This is a genomic window from Paenibacillus jamilae (genome assembly GCF_050482105.1).
GTDB lineage: Bacteria > Bacillota > Bacilli > Paenibacillales > Paenibacillaceae > Paenibacillus > Paenibacillus jamilae_B.
In genome coordinates this window covers 50,379-65,396 of record NZ_JBCNHI010000004.1, presented here as the reverse complement: position 1 = coordinate 65,396, position 15,018 = coordinate 50,379, and the positions used below count along the sequence as shown (strand labels likewise).

14 protein-coding genes and 1 pseudogene are annotated in these 15,018 nt (G+C 42.0%); 2 read left to right on the top strand and 13 right to left on the bottom strand.

The genetic code is table 11. The annotated features are described in order from the left end of the window. Positions 1 to 25: 25 nt before the first annotated feature. On the bottom strand, positions 26 to 496 hold the full coding sequence (locus ABEW32_RS03780) for a 2-thiouracil desulfurase family protein (protein WP_430184838.1): 471 nt from the start codon (positions 494 to 496) through the stop codon (positions 26 to 28). A gap of 277 nt (positions 497 to 773) precedes the next feature. Between ABEW32_RS03780 and ABEW32_RS03775 the strand changes: the two are divergent. Next, a pseudogene (locus ABEW32_RS03775) lies at positions 774 to 1,139 on the top strand (sigma-70 family RNA polymerase sigma factor); the annotation flags it as partial. On the opposite strand, the gene ABEW32_RS03770 reads toward ABEW32_RS03775, so the two are convergent. The 10 genes from ABEW32_RS03770 to ABEW32_RS03725 all read right to left on the bottom strand — a co-directional run bounded on the left by ABEW32_RS03770 (position 1,134) and on the right by ABEW32_RS03725 (position 12,850). After that, complete coding sequence (locus ABEW32_RS03770; protein ID WP_430184836.1) at positions 1,134 to 2,633, bottom strand: recombinase family protein; 1,500 nt, start codon at positions 2,631 to 2,633, stop codon at positions 1,134 to 1,136. The pseudogene ABEW32_RS03775 and the gene ABEW32_RS03770 overlap by 6 nt on opposite strands. Positions 2,634 to 2,794: 161 nt before the next feature. Continuing rightward, entirely contained in the window at positions 2,795 to 3,160 is a 366-nt protein-coding gene (locus tag ABEW32_RS03765) for a phage holin, LLH family (RefSeq protein WP_318626877.1), read from the bottom strand. A gap of 12 nt (positions 3,161 to 3,172) precedes the next feature. Next, positions 3,173 to 4,234, bottom strand: coding sequence for an N-acetylmuramoyl-L-alanine amidase (locus ABEW32_RS03760; RefSeq protein ID WP_430184834.1), 1,062 nt, complete (start codon positions 4,232 to 4,234; stop codon positions 3,173 to 3,175). Beyond that, a complete protein-coding gene (locus ABEW32_RS03755; RefSeq protein WP_430184832.1) occupies positions 4,191 to 4,532 on the bottom strand; it encodes a hypothetical protein in 342 nt (113 codons plus the stop codon). Before ABEW32_RS03755 ends, ABEW32_RS03760 begins: the two co-directional genes overlap by 44 nt. 99 nt (positions 4,533 to 4,631) lie before the next feature. Continuing rightward, positions 4,632 to 8,738, bottom strand: coding sequence for an LPD38 domain-containing protein (locus ABEW32_RS03750; RefSeq protein ID WP_430184830.1), 4,107 nt, complete (start codon positions 8,736 to 8,738; stop codon positions 4,632 to 4,634). Positions 8,739 to 8,748: 10 nt separating this feature from the next. Further along, positions 8,749 to 8,973 carry a lytic transglycosylase domain-containing protein gene (locus ABEW32_RS03745; RefSeq protein ID WP_430184842.1) on the bottom strand — a complete coding sequence of 75 codons (225 nt, stop codon included), beginning with the start codon at positions 8,971 to 8,973 and terminating at the stop codon, positions 8,749 to 8,751. Positions 8,974 to 9,128: 155 nt separating this feature from the next. Continuing rightward, positions 9,129 to 10,532 carry a hypothetical protein gene (locus ABEW32_RS03740; RefSeq protein ID WP_430184828.1) on the bottom strand — a complete coding sequence of 468 codons (1,404 nt, stop codon included), beginning with the start codon at positions 10,530 to 10,532 and terminating at the stop codon, positions 9,129 to 9,131. Positions 10,533 to 11,449: 917 nt separating this feature from the next. Next, positions 11,450 to 11,593, bottom strand: a complete 144-nt coding sequence (locus ABEW32_RS03735; RefSeq protein WP_430184826.1) for a hypothetical protein — start codon at positions 11,591 to 11,593, stop codon at positions 11,450 to 11,452. A gap of 199 nt (positions 11,594 to 11,792) precedes the next feature. Beyond that, positions 11,793 to 12,440, bottom strand: coding sequence for a BRO-N domain-containing protein (locus ABEW32_RS03730; RefSeq protein WP_430184824.1), 648 nt, complete (start codon positions 12,438 to 12,440; stop codon positions 11,793 to 11,795). A gap of 203 nt (positions 12,441 to 12,643) precedes the next feature. Then, the gene (locus ABEW32_RS03725; protein ID WP_348624684.1) at positions 12,644 to 12,850 is read right to left on the bottom strand and encodes a helix-turn-helix transcriptional regulator; all 207 of its coding nucleotides are present in this window, start codon (positions 12,848 to 12,850) and stop codon (positions 12,644 to 12,646) included. A 100-nt stretch (positions 12,851 to 12,950) separates the two neighbouring features. Between ABEW32_RS03725 and ABEW32_RS03720 the strand changes: the two genes are divergently transcribed. Continuing rightward, positions 12,951 to 13,481: a helix-turn-helix domain-containing protein gene (locus tag ABEW32_RS03720; RefSeq protein ID WP_430184822.1), complete on the top strand. Its 531-nt coding sequence runs from the start codon at positions 12,951 to 12,953 to the stop codon at positions 13,479 to 13,481. 159 nt (positions 13,482 to 13,640) lie between these two features. Here the strand turns inward: ABEW32_RS03720 and ABEW32_RS03715 are convergent, their stop codons facing one another. Both ABEW32_RS03715 and ABEW32_RS03710 read right to left on the bottom strand, forming a co-directional pair. Further along, positions 13,641 to 14,186, bottom strand: a complete 546-nt coding sequence (locus tag ABEW32_RS03715) for a hypothetical protein (protein WP_430184820.1) — start codon at positions 14,184 to 14,186, stop codon at positions 13,641 to 13,643. A gap of 51 nt (positions 14,187 to 14,237) precedes the next feature. Then, positions 14,238 to 14,906: a hypothetical protein gene (locus ABEW32_RS03710; RefSeq protein WP_430184818.1), complete on the bottom strand. Its 669-nt coding sequence runs from the start codon at positions 14,904 to 14,906 to the stop codon at positions 14,238 to 14,240. Positions 14,907 to 15,018 lie beyond the last annotated feature (112 nt).

Genomic DNA, 15,018 nt, shown 5'->3' with positions numbered 1-15,018 from the left:
AGCGATCAGGACGCTTGTTTTACCATTACATATTCTCATGCAAGAAAATTTCCGATATTTGTTCTTCTGATATGACCTTAAAGCCCTCCCTTTTTAACAAAGCTGAAGTTACCCCGTTGCCTGCGATTTTACGGTTTTCGAATGCCCCATTATAGATCGCTGCTGACCCGCAGGACGGACTGTTTTCTTTTAAAACAATAAGTGACGCGTTAACCTCTCTGGCTATATTCAAAGCTTCGTGCGCACCTCTAATGTACATATCACTGACATCATTGCCTGAAAGCTCGATCACCTTGGCGGTGCCACTCAGTACGTCCTCCCCAGTCCCTCCAACAATCTCCGCAGGCTCTCTCGGCGTCATAAAGCCCCCAAGTAGCTCAGGACAGATCGTCATTGCCTTCTTTTCCTCTACCAATTTCTGAATATGTACGTCCAGGCTATCCGTCCCGTTATATCGCACCTTCATGCCTGCCAAACATGAACTTACCAGAATCATTAGTTCACCTCATACCCATTGCTTTCATTATTAAGTGATTAAAGTATAAACCAGTTTTATCGTAGAGTCATCGTTCGAAATATAGTTGCTGCTCTCTCTACTGGCTGGTTTGAATCATGTATTAATGCTGCTTAAAAAAGATATCCGGTAATTTGTTACAAAGCAGTTTTCGGAGTACAGGCACGGATGGGCACCTGCCTACATACAATAAACAGACCGCAAGCCTGGTAAGTAACAAAGTCCAGTAAGTTCGCAACTACCTCAGGAGGTGTCATCCGTGCCCGGACTATTTAGTGCTATCGCTCTGTTCATCAAGGAATTGACGCTACTCGTTTCCTACGTGAAAAACAACGCCTTTCCGCAGCCATTGACTGAGAAAGAGGAAGCTCGACACCTAAAGCTGTTTGCCGAAGGCAATGCACATTCCCGTAACACACTTATTGAACATAACCTAAGGCTGGTGGCCCATATTGTAAAAAAATTCGATAACACCGGCGAAGATTTGGAGGATCTAATATCCATCGGTACCATTGGACTGATCAAGGCTATTGAAAGCTTTCAGACCGGAAAAGGAACAAAACTGGCAACATTTGCAGCCCGTTGTATAGAAAATGAGATCTTAATGACTATAGAGGTGCTAAAAGGTAATAATGTTCACTTCATCTTTAGTCACTCTAACTTCTCTAACCACCCGTCGGATTAAATTTTGCTTATCTTCAAACGTAAGCTCATCAGGATTCAGGGTTAAATAATATTCAAGTGTCTCCTTGAGCAGATTACGGCTACTTTCGTAATTCTGTACATTCTCCATCTCAGCAGTCAATTCAGCATGCCGTTGTTTTAATACCTCTTCTTTATCCGCAAGCTCCTTCAATTCCTCTCTGATTTCCTCTTCACCCATACCGATGTCAGAAGAAAATAATTTTATCAGGCGCTTACGAGCTGCTTTTGTCTTCTCCAGATCATTTTCAATCCGCTCTAACTCCTGATCGGCGAATGAATCTTGAGTTTCTTCCATACTTGCCGCTGCAATTTCTTCCGGTTGGGACAACCACATGTGTACACGATCCCAAACGAGTGTATCTAGGGTATCGCATGCAATCCTCATTCCACACCCTTTGTTTTTAGCGCCTGCGGTATTCTTTATATCGCTATACTCGAGTTTATACGTGTTCCAGTTTTTTTGACGACGACCAGTCATTGTATTTTCACACTGACCACACCGAACCAGACCAGACAGTAAATACTTGCGCAGTCCAGACTTAGCATAACGCCGTCTAGCTTCCCCTAACAGCTTTTGTGCTTGCTCAAACTGGAATTCAGTGATGATCTGGGGACAGTCAACCCAAATCCATTCTTCTTTTGGACGCAATTTAATGGCTATTTTCTCTTCTTTAGGCTTGTGCTTATTGCCTAGCATACCTTCTGTATCCCATTTGTTTTGGGCAAATTTACCTGTATATGTTTCGTTCATGAGTATTTGTCTGACTACTTGTTTGTGCCATACCTTTGCACCGCGCTTTGTCGGTATTTTTTGAGCCGTAAGATATACAGCTATACCATTTATTCCTTGTGCAATCTCATTTGGCTGGGTAAATAGGTTGAAAATGAGTTGCACGACACGCGCTTCATACTCATTAATGACATTTGCATTGTTCTGCTTGTCGTAATCATACCCATACGTATAATTATTCTTTACTACTTTTCCCTGGTTGGCTTTTTCTTTTCTACCACGTGACATACGTTCATTAATCTTCGCTTTCTCAAATTCGGCAATAGCACCACGCATAGAGTAGAATAATTGGCCTTCTGGTGTCTTGGCATACTCTCCGTTAATAAATACAAGTTCAACGCCACGGCGTTCAAATTCGTCCGTTATGATAAGCTGTAACATAAGTTTACGAGCCAAGCGGTCAGGATCTAAGCAAATAATTTTAGTAATTATTCCGTCTTTTACATCTTTACGTAGATCATCAAGTCCTGGACGCTCTAAAAACTCTCCAGATATACCTTCATCTAAATATACTTTTACATCATCAGTCCCGGCTTTCTTCTTTCCTTCCCTCACTTGAAAGTCGATTGAAAACCCCGTCTTGGCCTGTTCCTCTGTGCTGACACGTCCATACAGTCCGATCACGCTGCACACCCCCGTATTTCTGATAGAGATAATCATAACAGGCGGCTCGCAGCTTGTCAGTACATTCAGACGTTGTAAACTTTACATGCATCTGTGCATCACCTCAGCACATCGTATGCGCCGAGGGATTGTCCATATACTAAAAAAGAGCCCCGAAGGGCTCAAGCAGACTTTTTCGCATTTACGTTGTAATCTTGTACAGCCTTTTCGATTACGGCCCGTATCTCCTGTTCCGTCACATTTAAGCCCATTACCCGCAATCTGCCGATTACATAATCAATGGCTTCCTGTAGCTTCTTATCTCCCTCGAAGTCCTTGAACACCGATTCAGCATAAGCAACCGCTTCAACACCAACTTTGTGTAAAAACTCCCGGTCTTTAACAGACGTGTTGGATACATAGTATTCAGTAGCCTTCTGCTGTGCTTTTTTAAGAGCACTTGTAGCAATCGTAGCCAATAGGCCTATCAGTGCAGTTACAATGGTTAACACGTATGGTTGAGCTGCTTCTATTAATTGTTCCTTCATTATAATCACTCCTTATAGTTTAGGGAAAATATCTACCCGTTTTGGATTTTCTATGTCCCAATATACGCGTGCTCCTAAAGCTGTAGACAACACACGAGTTGGTACATGACCGATACCGCCAATATTTATTGTTTCTACCGCGTCACCGTTTATAGTAACCTTGCCGCCTGTATATCCGATTTTACCGCCTAGCATTTCACCGATCGGACGAGAAGGTACAAAGGTTACATTCTTAATGTTATATCCAGTGAACTCCTGATTACCTACTATTACCTCCATTACAGGGTACGGTGCTGGATTATCGGCTGGTTTAGGTGTAACTGGCGTTGGTGTAGGCGGCGTATCTGGTCCCGTAAATGGTACGCCTACATGAGCGCACAAGCCTTTTGCGATGGCTAGAGCAACATTGTTTTGAAAGTCGTTGTCAAACAGCGTTGCTTCTTCCACTGCGTTGCTGATAAAGCCTACTTCAACCAGCACAGCATCCATTGTAGTAGAGCGAATTACCTGAAAGTTACCATAAGCTACGCCGCGGTCTCTTAGCCCTGTAGCTGTTACCATATGCTTGTGTACAGTGTTAGCAAGGTTCTTGCTGGTAGGTCGCATATAGTACGTCTCTGTGCCTGTTGCATCTGGATTGCTGCTACTGTTGGCATGGATGGATACAAAGGCATCTGCACCTGCTTTATTTGCGATAGATACACGCTCTTTAAGCTCCAGAAACACGTCTGTGCGGCGTGTGAGAATCACCTTTAGTTCAGGGTTATCCTTTAGAAATGCCTCCACTTTAATAGCCATAGTAAGGTTAAAATCCTTTTCCTTTTTGCCAGCTGGTCCAAGTGCTCCCGGGTCCTTCGCTCCATGTCCTGCGTCAATTACGATTGTCTTTTTCGCCATCTCGTTGTCCCTCCAGTTGTTGGATTTGTCGGCATCTTGGGCATAAGTAAACGTCACCCAGGATAATAAAAAGGGCCGTTTTGGCCCCTTCAGAAAGTTTGGCAAATCTTCGTTTGGCGTGTTCGCATCCCATTCAATCCCGGCCTCCTGCATAATTAAATCTATCTTGGACTCCATCCGCATCATTCGTATATCTTGTTCCTCCGTCAGTAGCCAAGGTAGCCACTTCCGAAGTAGTCTTTTCACTTTCTTCTGCTTCAGAATCAAAAATATTATTCCGGCCGCCGTTGACAGCGAAAGCCCGTTCTTGATGATCTGTTCTGCTGCTGAAATTATAAAGTCGTACACTGCTGTCCACCGCCGGGTATAAAAACTTGTCTCGTGCTGTCGGGCCTAGCAACCATAAAACCATATTCAAAAACTCTGGAGATACCGCACACTCTCGGCTATCATCATCCAGTTCAATGTATTCCATGTCGTTTCCCCCATAAAGAAAAGGACCGCCAGATAACCTGGGGTCCTTAATAAGGTGTGTAGTTAGTAATCATTACCACAAAACGCTAGTATGAAACGATTATAATGGTACTCCCGCTTCTTCCATACGTTGATTCAGATCAATATAGATTTTGTTAATCTCCATCTGAATCTCTCTTTGCTGTTCCGCTCGCTGTTCATCAGACAAAGATTTATCCTTTCCTAGTTCTCGTTTTTGACCTTTCAACTCAGACAGTTTCTTAGAGATTGATCCTTGAGGCATAACTAGCTTGCGCAGGTCATCACTATACCAACTTGGCAAGTCTGCTTTACCATCTTGGTAATCTGCATAAGCCTGCGTGATTTTTTCTTTGGCATCGTAAAAGTCTGATGTCAAAGTGTTGCTAAACTGTGGATCAGCTATAAAGTTTTTCAACAATGTATTACGTGTATTCCCTGCCCCTTGTTCACTTGTTAAAGGTAACAGCAGCCTAGCTGCATCCCCTCCATACGCCCTCAAAAGATAGTCCACATTTTTAGGAGACAGCCCCATGTTGATTTTATCCAGCTTTTTGGATATATCAATTGCCACACTAGATGTACGTTCATCATAACGATTTACAGGCGAATTCGCCGCTAGATCCTGTGGCTCAATAGGTGCACCTGTGAAACTTTGATTGGATGCAACGGCAATTGGTGCCGCTAATGACGTAGCGTTGAGTGTACCCCATAATGATTTTTTGATACCTCCGCCTTGCGTAAACCCTTGAAGAGCTCCACTTAGAAATGGAGGTGTGTAAGCATTTACTATAGCATCCGCTGACTTACCCCAATCGACTGGGTTACCATCTTTGAATTCAGTTAACATATCGACCAGAGCTGCTCCAATAGCGTTGTACTCTGGAGGCATTGGTATTTTAGCAAATGTGCCATCCTCATTTTTACGTGCAATGAAATTACGGTACTTTTCGCGAGCAGGAATAATCTGATATTCAGGATCATCACTAAATTGTGCATATTCATAAAGTTTAGGTGCAATGACAAGACCACCTACCGCGAATGCTGTTTTGACAGGGTTATCTTTCCACTGTTTTGTAAATTTGCGGATACTTTGTACAGCAGCATTGTGGTAAGGGAACACTTTTTCGAGCCCCGGCGATTTTGCCCCTTTTCGGCTAAAGTTTACCGTGATCTCTTGAGAATCTCGCATCGCACTGCGGATAGCTTCAGGTGTTCTTACATTACCACTCTGACGTAATCCGTTCTTGTAAGCTGCAATACGGTTTACGTTTTCTGATATATCGGAAATCTTGTGAAAAAATTTGAATGGAGCTGATGTAGTAGCTCTTATCCCACGTCCAATGCCTCTAGGCGATGCAAAAGGTTCACGTAGAATGCCTGATACCGATCGGTTCAAGGCTTTATCACCCATAAGCACGGCAGAATATTCACCGCCAGTTCTTCTAAAATCTTGAGCTAATGCTCTGATTCTTTCTACACCAGGCGTCCCTTTTGGCAATGTGTCTGCTATAGAAGATATAACTGCATGGAACAAATCAGGTAAATGCCTAACTGGATTTTTGGATTGTATTAAGGACTGAATAACATCTACGCTGGCACTCTTAGCAGCAAATAACGGAGCACCAGCACCAGTAGCCCCATATTTAGTAGCATTCGTCAACTTGCCCAACAGGTCCAACACGAAGTTACTTTCCTCTGGTCCCATCCCAACCAAAGCTTTAAATACCTCTGGATTCTCTACACGCAACTTTACAGGATTTCCATTAATCATAACTGTAACTATATTATCTGTACGTTCACCTTTCTGAGCAGATTTACGGAACATCGGTACCAATTCAGCATCAAGTTTCTCCATCAAGCCTTCTACTCCATCGGTCTTCAACACATTGTTAATTTCCTCAAGTGACTTTGCACGCATCTCTGCATTTTCTGGAACAATCTCAATAATGCCTTTTAAGCTTTTAGGATCAGCTTCAATCCGTTGATAAACGGTTTTCATAACACGATTACGCAAAGAAGCATTGTACCAGCTACCTGTTTGTTCAATTGCTGATCTAAATGGGCTAACAATCTTTCGAACCGAACCATTTGGACTAAGTTCTTTAATAGGTGCTTTCTGACCACTGAATCCCCGTGTTTTCATTGCAAATGGCTGAGAGTATTTTTCAGCTTTAGAAAACTGTCTTCTCATACTTGCGTAAAATGGTTCTGCGGCTTCCATAGCAGCTACCTGACTTTCATTTACAAGATCAGGATCAAGTCTCCGCAATTTACGATAATAGTCGTCCCATTCAGCAGCTATATCTTTAAATCCTGGAAAACGCTGTTCTAGCATGGCTTTACGTGCTTTTACTTTATCTAAAGTCATTCCCAATTTAGGATCATATACATTTTCACCACGAGCCATACGAGTAGCTGCTCTGCGCAAGATTAGATAATCCTCAAATGCTGGTCCTTGTCCACGTGCTACTTTATTTCCGATTTCCTTAAGGCTCTGACCAATCACATTGCCTTCTATATCTACAAACTTATCCTGTACTGTTGTATTAGCCAAGTTATTAGCACGCCTTACGTCCTGAGCTGCTTCATATGCTTCTCGATCTATATGCTTGAGTGGACGCATTATATCAACCTGATTATTGTAGGATGTGCGTAGCATTGACTTGCCTTGAGCTTTTAAACCTTCTACATCATTACGCAACGGATTATCAACAATTTGCCCTTCTGTTGTAGCCAAATTTCTTCTGGCATTTTTCGACCCAGCGGATATGCCGACTCCTTGATTACCGAAAAGATTTGTAAACCAATTGGACTTCATAGGTGGTGCTTCACTAATCGGTATATTTTGATTAGGTGCGGATTCTGGAACAGTGACGTTATCGTCAATTCGAGCCTGTTGTCTAGCCTGTCTCGCACGCATAAACTCAGGCACAGCAGGATCGTTCATGCTAAAGGTTCGCTGGCGATTAATGGACGATTCCCCTATCCGTTGTACTGGTTCACGGCTAGATCCAGGACGAGCCCCCAATCGCTGCGTAGGGGGTAACGACTCTCCAACAAAAGTTGTATTTCTTCCAGCAGGAAGAGCTAGAGGTTCAGGTTTCCAATTGGAGGGATTAACAATAGTTCCTTCCCCAGCAGAAAGACTAGACCTTTGACCAGCCTGTGCCAGGCGCTGATCGGTACGCCCAAGAGGTAAAGCAAGCATTTCTTCTGTCTGTGGTATCGTGCGTTCTCCACCTTTTAACCTGTTCAATCCTTCACGCCAGCCAGATCCAAAACCTCTTAAAATGACGTCACCACCGCCACCAAAAGCGGCTCCTAAAGTCGCATTATGCAACATCTCTTTCCCCGTAGTCTGGTCTTGGTTGATCCCAATTGCAGTGCTGTTGATTGCACCAGCAGCCGCCCCGCTCAAGGCACCACGCGCGTAAGTGTTTGCAGTTGCTGCGCCTACTCCTGGCAATCGGGAAGCTTGTTTACTTAACGCCCCAGTAACTGCCTGCCCCGTACGTGTAGCGAGTGCGCCTTCCGCTGCTTCCAATGGACCTGTGAATAGGTTCTGTCCCTTAACACCAGGAGCAGCAGGGTTAAATCCCATTGCTAATACTCCACCTACATTACCTGCATAGTCTGCTACTTTATCCGCTGTCGCATTGCCAGTTGTGACGTTGTAATATGGACGGTCACCAATTACCATGCCGCCACCCGTACTAATCATGCGATTTGTAAAATTACCAGCGTCTGTGTCGGACATTACACCTGTACCCCATTCAGCAAACGGTTGGATGTACTTCATATAAGGATGCTCTTGGGCTGTACGTCTAATATCTGAGATGCGTAATTGATATTCGGTTGGATTAGGAGGACCTTGAAGCGGCTGAATATCCAAGCCTGTAGCCGCCTTGTACGTATCCTTTGCCTTTTGATTGCCAGCAGAAGCACGGGCAAGGGTACTATTTTCAATGAATCCTGGTCCAATCTTAAGGGCATCTGGCAACGCTGATAATGCACTTGTATCTGTAAGCTTCGGATTTGCACTTACATTGGCTTCAAACGCTGCTGTACGCCTATTCATCCTTTGTTGTGGTTGTTGCCTTTGAAGCGTGCCATTAAGAGCATCTGTTTTTATTTGCTGTGCTCGCTTCCGTTGCTGTTCGACAAACTGTTCATATCGCGATGCCATATAATCCACCTCAATACCATTTATTTTTATCCCAGAATGCTAGTGCTTTTTCAGGTGTACCGTATCGGTCTTTAATATATTGAACTCCTGCTAATGCTTGTTGCGTTGGGTCGTTCCAGTTCACGCTATTGCCACCATAAGATTTGCGGGTACCGTCCAAAAATTGAAAAAGCCCACGGGCTGTGGACTTCGAATTTTTGGCATTTGGATTAAAACTCGATTCCCGGGCAACCAGTTCCAGCGTAGGTTGTAGCCAGCTTTGCGGCAGTCCTTTCTGTTGAAGAGCAGACGCAACAGCAGAACTAGCAACTGAGTAATTACGCGGATTCGCTTTTGCATCCTTAGTTGCTTTGTAATAGTTTTTATACGCCCCGGAGCCACCGGGGCTAGTCAGTTTCCCGATGCTATTCCATATTTCTGATCAAGCTTCTTGATGGTGTCACGCGATAGGCCAGACATCAACATCGCTTGATCATCTTGTCCATCTGGTAAATTCATAGCTACTACTTGTTGATATATCATTTCTTGCGTCTTCTCGTCAGTAGGTATCTTTTTAGTGGTTGGATCAACATATTGTTGACGTATTCCATCAATGACTTGATTAACTGATGCGCCACTATATTTAGCTGTTGTGCCATTTAAGCTATCGCCGTATTTAAGCCAATCAATCGTGTTTCCATCTTGCTGAATTGCCGCCCGTTGTTGGTCAATAGCATAATTCAAACCAAACTGCCGCACATCTTCATCAAATTTAGCTTGATTAAATTGGTTTTCCCAACCTTGTTGCCCTTCGTTAAATTCTTGTTGTCTAGCAGCCAGACTGTTATTAAATTGCTGCTGTTGCGCTTGTAGCGTAAGCGGCGTATTTGGGTTATTCGCTTGTCGATTAAGTCCCTGCCAGTCGTCCTGTGGCGTTACAGCACGTCCCGTCATTTGACTGACCACATTAGCTGCATTCAAGTTTGATTCTTTACGCTGTAGATCCTGTTGCTGTCCTTGCAATGTGCGGAATCCTGTACTTGCGTTTTGAGATGCGTTGTTAGCATTCACATTCGCACCATACGCAGCAGAGTTAATGCCAAGAGACTCCAGTATCTTTCGTCTGTTATCAGCTTGTGCGCTTAAATCTGCACGCTGTTGGGCTGTGGTTCCTTTAGTCTCCGCCTGATTTTTGAATGTGAGGATGTCATTTATAGCCTGTCTCGCTTCTGCTGGCATGTAGTTACCTGTCAACTGTGCCTCGGCCATAGGTTTAGTAACGTCCTGTTGATACTGGAGGCCATACAGGTTAGCAAGCTGTGCGGCCTGTTGCTGTGCCGCGCTCTGATCGTAGTTTGCCTTATCAATAAATCGTCCGTATGCCTGCTGCATCATTTGTGGCAACGTAGTATTTGCTATGCTTTCCATGGAGCGGTTGGCAAGCTGATTAGCTAACGTTTCGGAATAGGATGATTTACCTTGTCCGGTAGCTCTCAAGCCAGCATTGGTATTGCGTTGAGCCGTTGCTAGGTTCGCCTGTGCCTCTCGTAAGGCGGCTTGGTAAGCAGGGTCAGAATCAGGGTCATACTTAAACTCTGGCAGTTTAGCAGCCTGCGTATTAGCCAAGCCAGACAAAGAGTTAAGCGTCTGCTCTAAGCGCGGCGTAGGTGGTGTAAACGTCGATGTAGTCATGTTGTTACGCACATTATTTGCAGCCTGCACCATAGGTGATGCCTTAGCTACTGTTGGCACAGATACAGGCTTAGTTGGTGTCATGCTCTGCCAAGCGTTGTTGAAATTTTGTTGTGTGGACATCGCGGAACCATTTGTAACTGATCCTGGCTTAAGAAAGTTTTTACCGTTAACCGTTACGTAGCCATTGCTATATCCTATTTGATTGTTTTTAACGCCCTTGTTATTCAACGCCTGCCGAACACCATAGTTATTGTTATTGGTGGTTGCCATTGCATACCTCCGTTCTATTTATTAAATAAAGGACCGACATCAAATTGATTTAGGTCCATCTCTAGACCACATAGAATCATCTCCTCTTGCGACGACCGGTAAATTTCACGTGTCGTCAAATTGACGTTTCGCCAACAAAAAAAGCACCCACATAAGTGAATGCTTTACTAACCTCAAATTTGAGGGCAGTGATTTTATGATATCCGTTTAGTGGATAGCATCTTTTTTGTGATCAGTTAATCAGCTCAAAATTGAGCTGAGTACTTCAATCCAAGCACCCGTATAGAGTGCGACTTTGTTGCTAACTTCAATTTGAAGATCACAAAGATTTCAATCCTCACACTCGTATACAATGTAACAATTATTAACGAGCATGAAATTCATGCTTCATTATTTAATTCTCACATACTCTGTATATAGCGACTTTGACAAACCTTGAAATTCACGATTTGCTAGAGTGCAACTTGACCGATACGGAATTTCCGTATTGCTAACTCAGCGCATTTTTGCGTTCAGTGATTTATTACTATCCGTTTAGTGGATAGTATTTCAACCATACGCAAATTGATGATAGTTCAAAATCTAACCGTCTTGATATTCAAGATTAACTGGGGTGTCGTCATTTTGACGACTGCCTTTTAGGTTAATTCAATCCCCTCAACTTTGAGGAGATTAAAAGGACTCCTAAAATTTCAGGAGTCCTAATTTACTGACCCCAAAAATGGGGTGAGTGTGTTTACCTTACTTCAACGCAATTTTGCGTCGAACTAAATCGTCAGCTCAATGAGGCTATCTAATGTAGTAATAAAATCCTTGAAGGATACATCATTTAGTTCAGCAAGCTTATTTCTCAACGCAAGATATTGCTCAGGTGAAGAATTTAATATAAAGTCCATTATCTCTTCTTCCATTATGTTTGCCTCCAGAAATATGGGGCATACACCTCTAACAAAATCTAGGCAAAAAGAAAATAATTTTGACTATAAAATATACTATTGTATAATGTCTATGATTAGGTTAGAGGGTATACCCCTTGTATAATGTCACCTTGCTCCCGCCAAGAAGACAGGTGACAACTTTCTTGAGAGTCGCTTTGTTAAGCGGCTCTTTTTAATTTGCATGTTTATTTCTCGGGTGTTCACCTAGATACTTGTCATAGACAGTTCTAGAGACTGAAATATCTAACTTGAACTTATCTGACATTGTCATCAGGTTAACAACATCCTCAAGTACAGCTTGTCTTTCTACAAGCATCTCAGGTGTCATTTCACCTTTCTTTATCTCTTTAGGGTGACCATGCATAGAAGAAATTGCTTTGTTTGCAATGGTATTAGCTTTAATGAAGTTTACTCTTACTGGTTGTCTAAGACCACTACAAAGTTTACTCATTGCCTCTTTTTGATGATCTTTATCTAACATACGGAAGACTTGAAATCCCTCAAGTCCAGTAGACTGGCGAAGTTGTTTAAGAATACTGAATACCCAACGTTTGAATTCTTTGGCTTCAGGTTTACGACTTGTCATCACTAAACTATAAATACCAAATTCATTGACAATATTGACTGGTTCGTTTCCTCGATTTAAGCCCTGAATTAAAGTTAGGGCTTTATCTTCTTGATCAACTCGAATCAATGCTTTAGTTGTGTTAGATAACAACAGAGCCTTTGTTACATCTGCCGCTACTGCCCACCAATCACCTAGTGTCTTCTCTACAAAACGAATCTCGTGCCCCATCCAGTTCTCAATACGAATATTCATATTATTCCTCCTTTTTGGTGATACTTAAAACAGTATACAAGGCGATCCAATAAATTCGATTCTTAATTTTAACGATCAGCCTAATAGAAAACCTACTATATAATTTTATTCATTTATTGACTAAGATGCCTACATTGTTTATCTCTTGTTCTTTCCTTCTTGTCTTTTAATCCCGATATGGATTAGTATTAGACTTATAAGGATTAAACAGCTTCGGAAAATAGTTCATCTAAAGAGTTAACTTTAAAGATCACTTTGAGCTTCTTTGCCATACCTACATTAATGTTCTCTGGATTTCTCTCTAGACGCCCATAGTATGCTTGAGATATCCCTAATTCCTTGGCAACATCTTCTTGAGACATGATGTTGGTTAATCTGTAGTATGCTAACTTGTTAATTGGTTTTCTCATTTCCTCACCCCCTTTTAGTACTTAATGGTCTAAAATAATGTTGTTACAATCTAAATATAAGTCGTATATAGTCTAATGTCAATGCTTGGAGGTATTTATTTTGGAAGTTTTTTCTGCGCGCCTAAAATGGCTAAGAGAATCAAAGGGATTTAGCCAACAAGAAATGGCTGATAAGTTGGGTCTCTCGCAGTCCTATTATGGTAGATTTGAAAGAGATAAGGGTGAACCTAACCTAGAAACGCTTGCTAAGATTCCTGCAATCTTAGAACAGAGCATAGACTTCTTGTTAGGTATAACTGATTTCACCTATAACGCTACAATTATCCGAGACAAATTTGATAGAGCTTCTTCAAGCTTATTTTTTTTGAGGCAGGATCTACAATTTTTGCAATTTGATCCTCATTCGGGTCTTATTACTTCAAAAGATTTTGACCCTAACAATCCTGAATCTGTTAAGTTGAAAATAGACAGTTTAAGACAAGCCATTCCACTTTGGGAAAAGCAACAAGAATCTGCAAGAAAAACATTACTAGGTATCTTGAATGAAATACCACTCGTTAAAGAATCTACTATTTCTGAAATTAAGGAAAATGATCCATACGGCTTTTTACTTGCCGATGACCTAGAATAATAGCTGAAAAAATCAAAAGGACTCCTAAAACTTAGGGAGTCCTTTTTGTTATTTTTTGAGAATTCAATTTTGAATTTTCACTGAATCCAATTTTGGATTGAGTGATAAATACGCAGACGTCTGCGCTTTTCCAAACCGTACGACGTCGTACGATTTACATTATTGCTGTGGTTCTTCAACATTTTGAAGCTTTGCCAAGTTGGCTTCAATATCCTTAACGGTATTTTCATAATCAGCAAGTTGCTGCTCATATCTACTTATGATTTCTGCAAAATCAGCTTTCTGTTTATCAGTGGTAGCACTTGCTGCTTTTTCTTTTTTATCAGTAAGGAAATCTTTTAATTCTTGAACTTTCTTGCTGTTTTCTACAAGTGCACTTTTATAACCTTCAATTTTCTCTAGTCTGTATTTTTCTTTGACTTCTGCGGTGTTCAATTTAGCACCATCCTTTTTAGTTCCATCTTTCAGAACTACATTTTTGCCATCAACTGTTACTGTATATCCAGCCGCTTCGCCAATAGATCTCACTGGAGCGTAACTCTTTCCTTCTACTACAATTGCCTTATCAAGTTCTTTTCCGTTAACCGAAACTGACGTTTCACTCTGAACTTTTTTTCCTACCAAACTTTCTATCTCGTCCGCAAATGCTCCAGCCCCAATTGTAAAGAGTGCTCCTGCTAAAAACCCAGCTACAATTTTCTTCATGATGTGTCTCCTTAGTTCCATTTTTCACCAATATAACACATCGCTTTAGGATTATGAACCTTCTAATGCTTCAAGTCTATCAAAAATTTCTGATAAATCTTGTTGAAGTGTTCTGCTGGTGCTCCTGTTATATAATCTATTCCAGTTTTCAAAATTTATTTTTTCAGAGACTGCCATATCTAAGTCTCCTCCAGTCACGTTTATAACTAAACCACCGACTCCAAACAGCTCCATTATACCGGATACATCATTTAATCCCCCTCTTGGGGTACCATTAAATACCCATTTCAAAGCAGGAGTACCAGCATAGTTTGGGTCAATAGCAATGTAATGATCAGCGCTAGAAAAAGCCGCAATTAAGTTCCCCTCTGACCCCATTTCAATTTTAGGATAAGCCCCATCAGTACTACTCAAAAGGAACTTAGTTAGTGTAACCAAGCCACTTTCAAACACCTTAAAAGCCGCCTTAGCACGGTCCGGGTCGCCTGCCCAAATACGTAGGTCATCCTCATCCGTTCGTGCGCTGCTCAAGCCTACGGCGCCGTCTCTGGATTGCAGCTCAGTTTTGTTTACGTTGTATCCGCCAATCTCCCTAACATTCCTAGAGTCGATTGCCCCGTTGACGATAAACTCTAATTCCTTAACTACTTTTGCGAACTCATCCAACAATTGTTCATGACTCGTTTGTGCGGTTAGTAATGGAGCTTGGAACATTGCCATGTGTAAAACCCTCCTTGGTTTAATTGTTGCCAATGGCAACAAATGAGATATGAATTGAATGTTGCAAATTGCAACAAACGACGGGAAAGATATGAGTTAATTCTCGCAATTT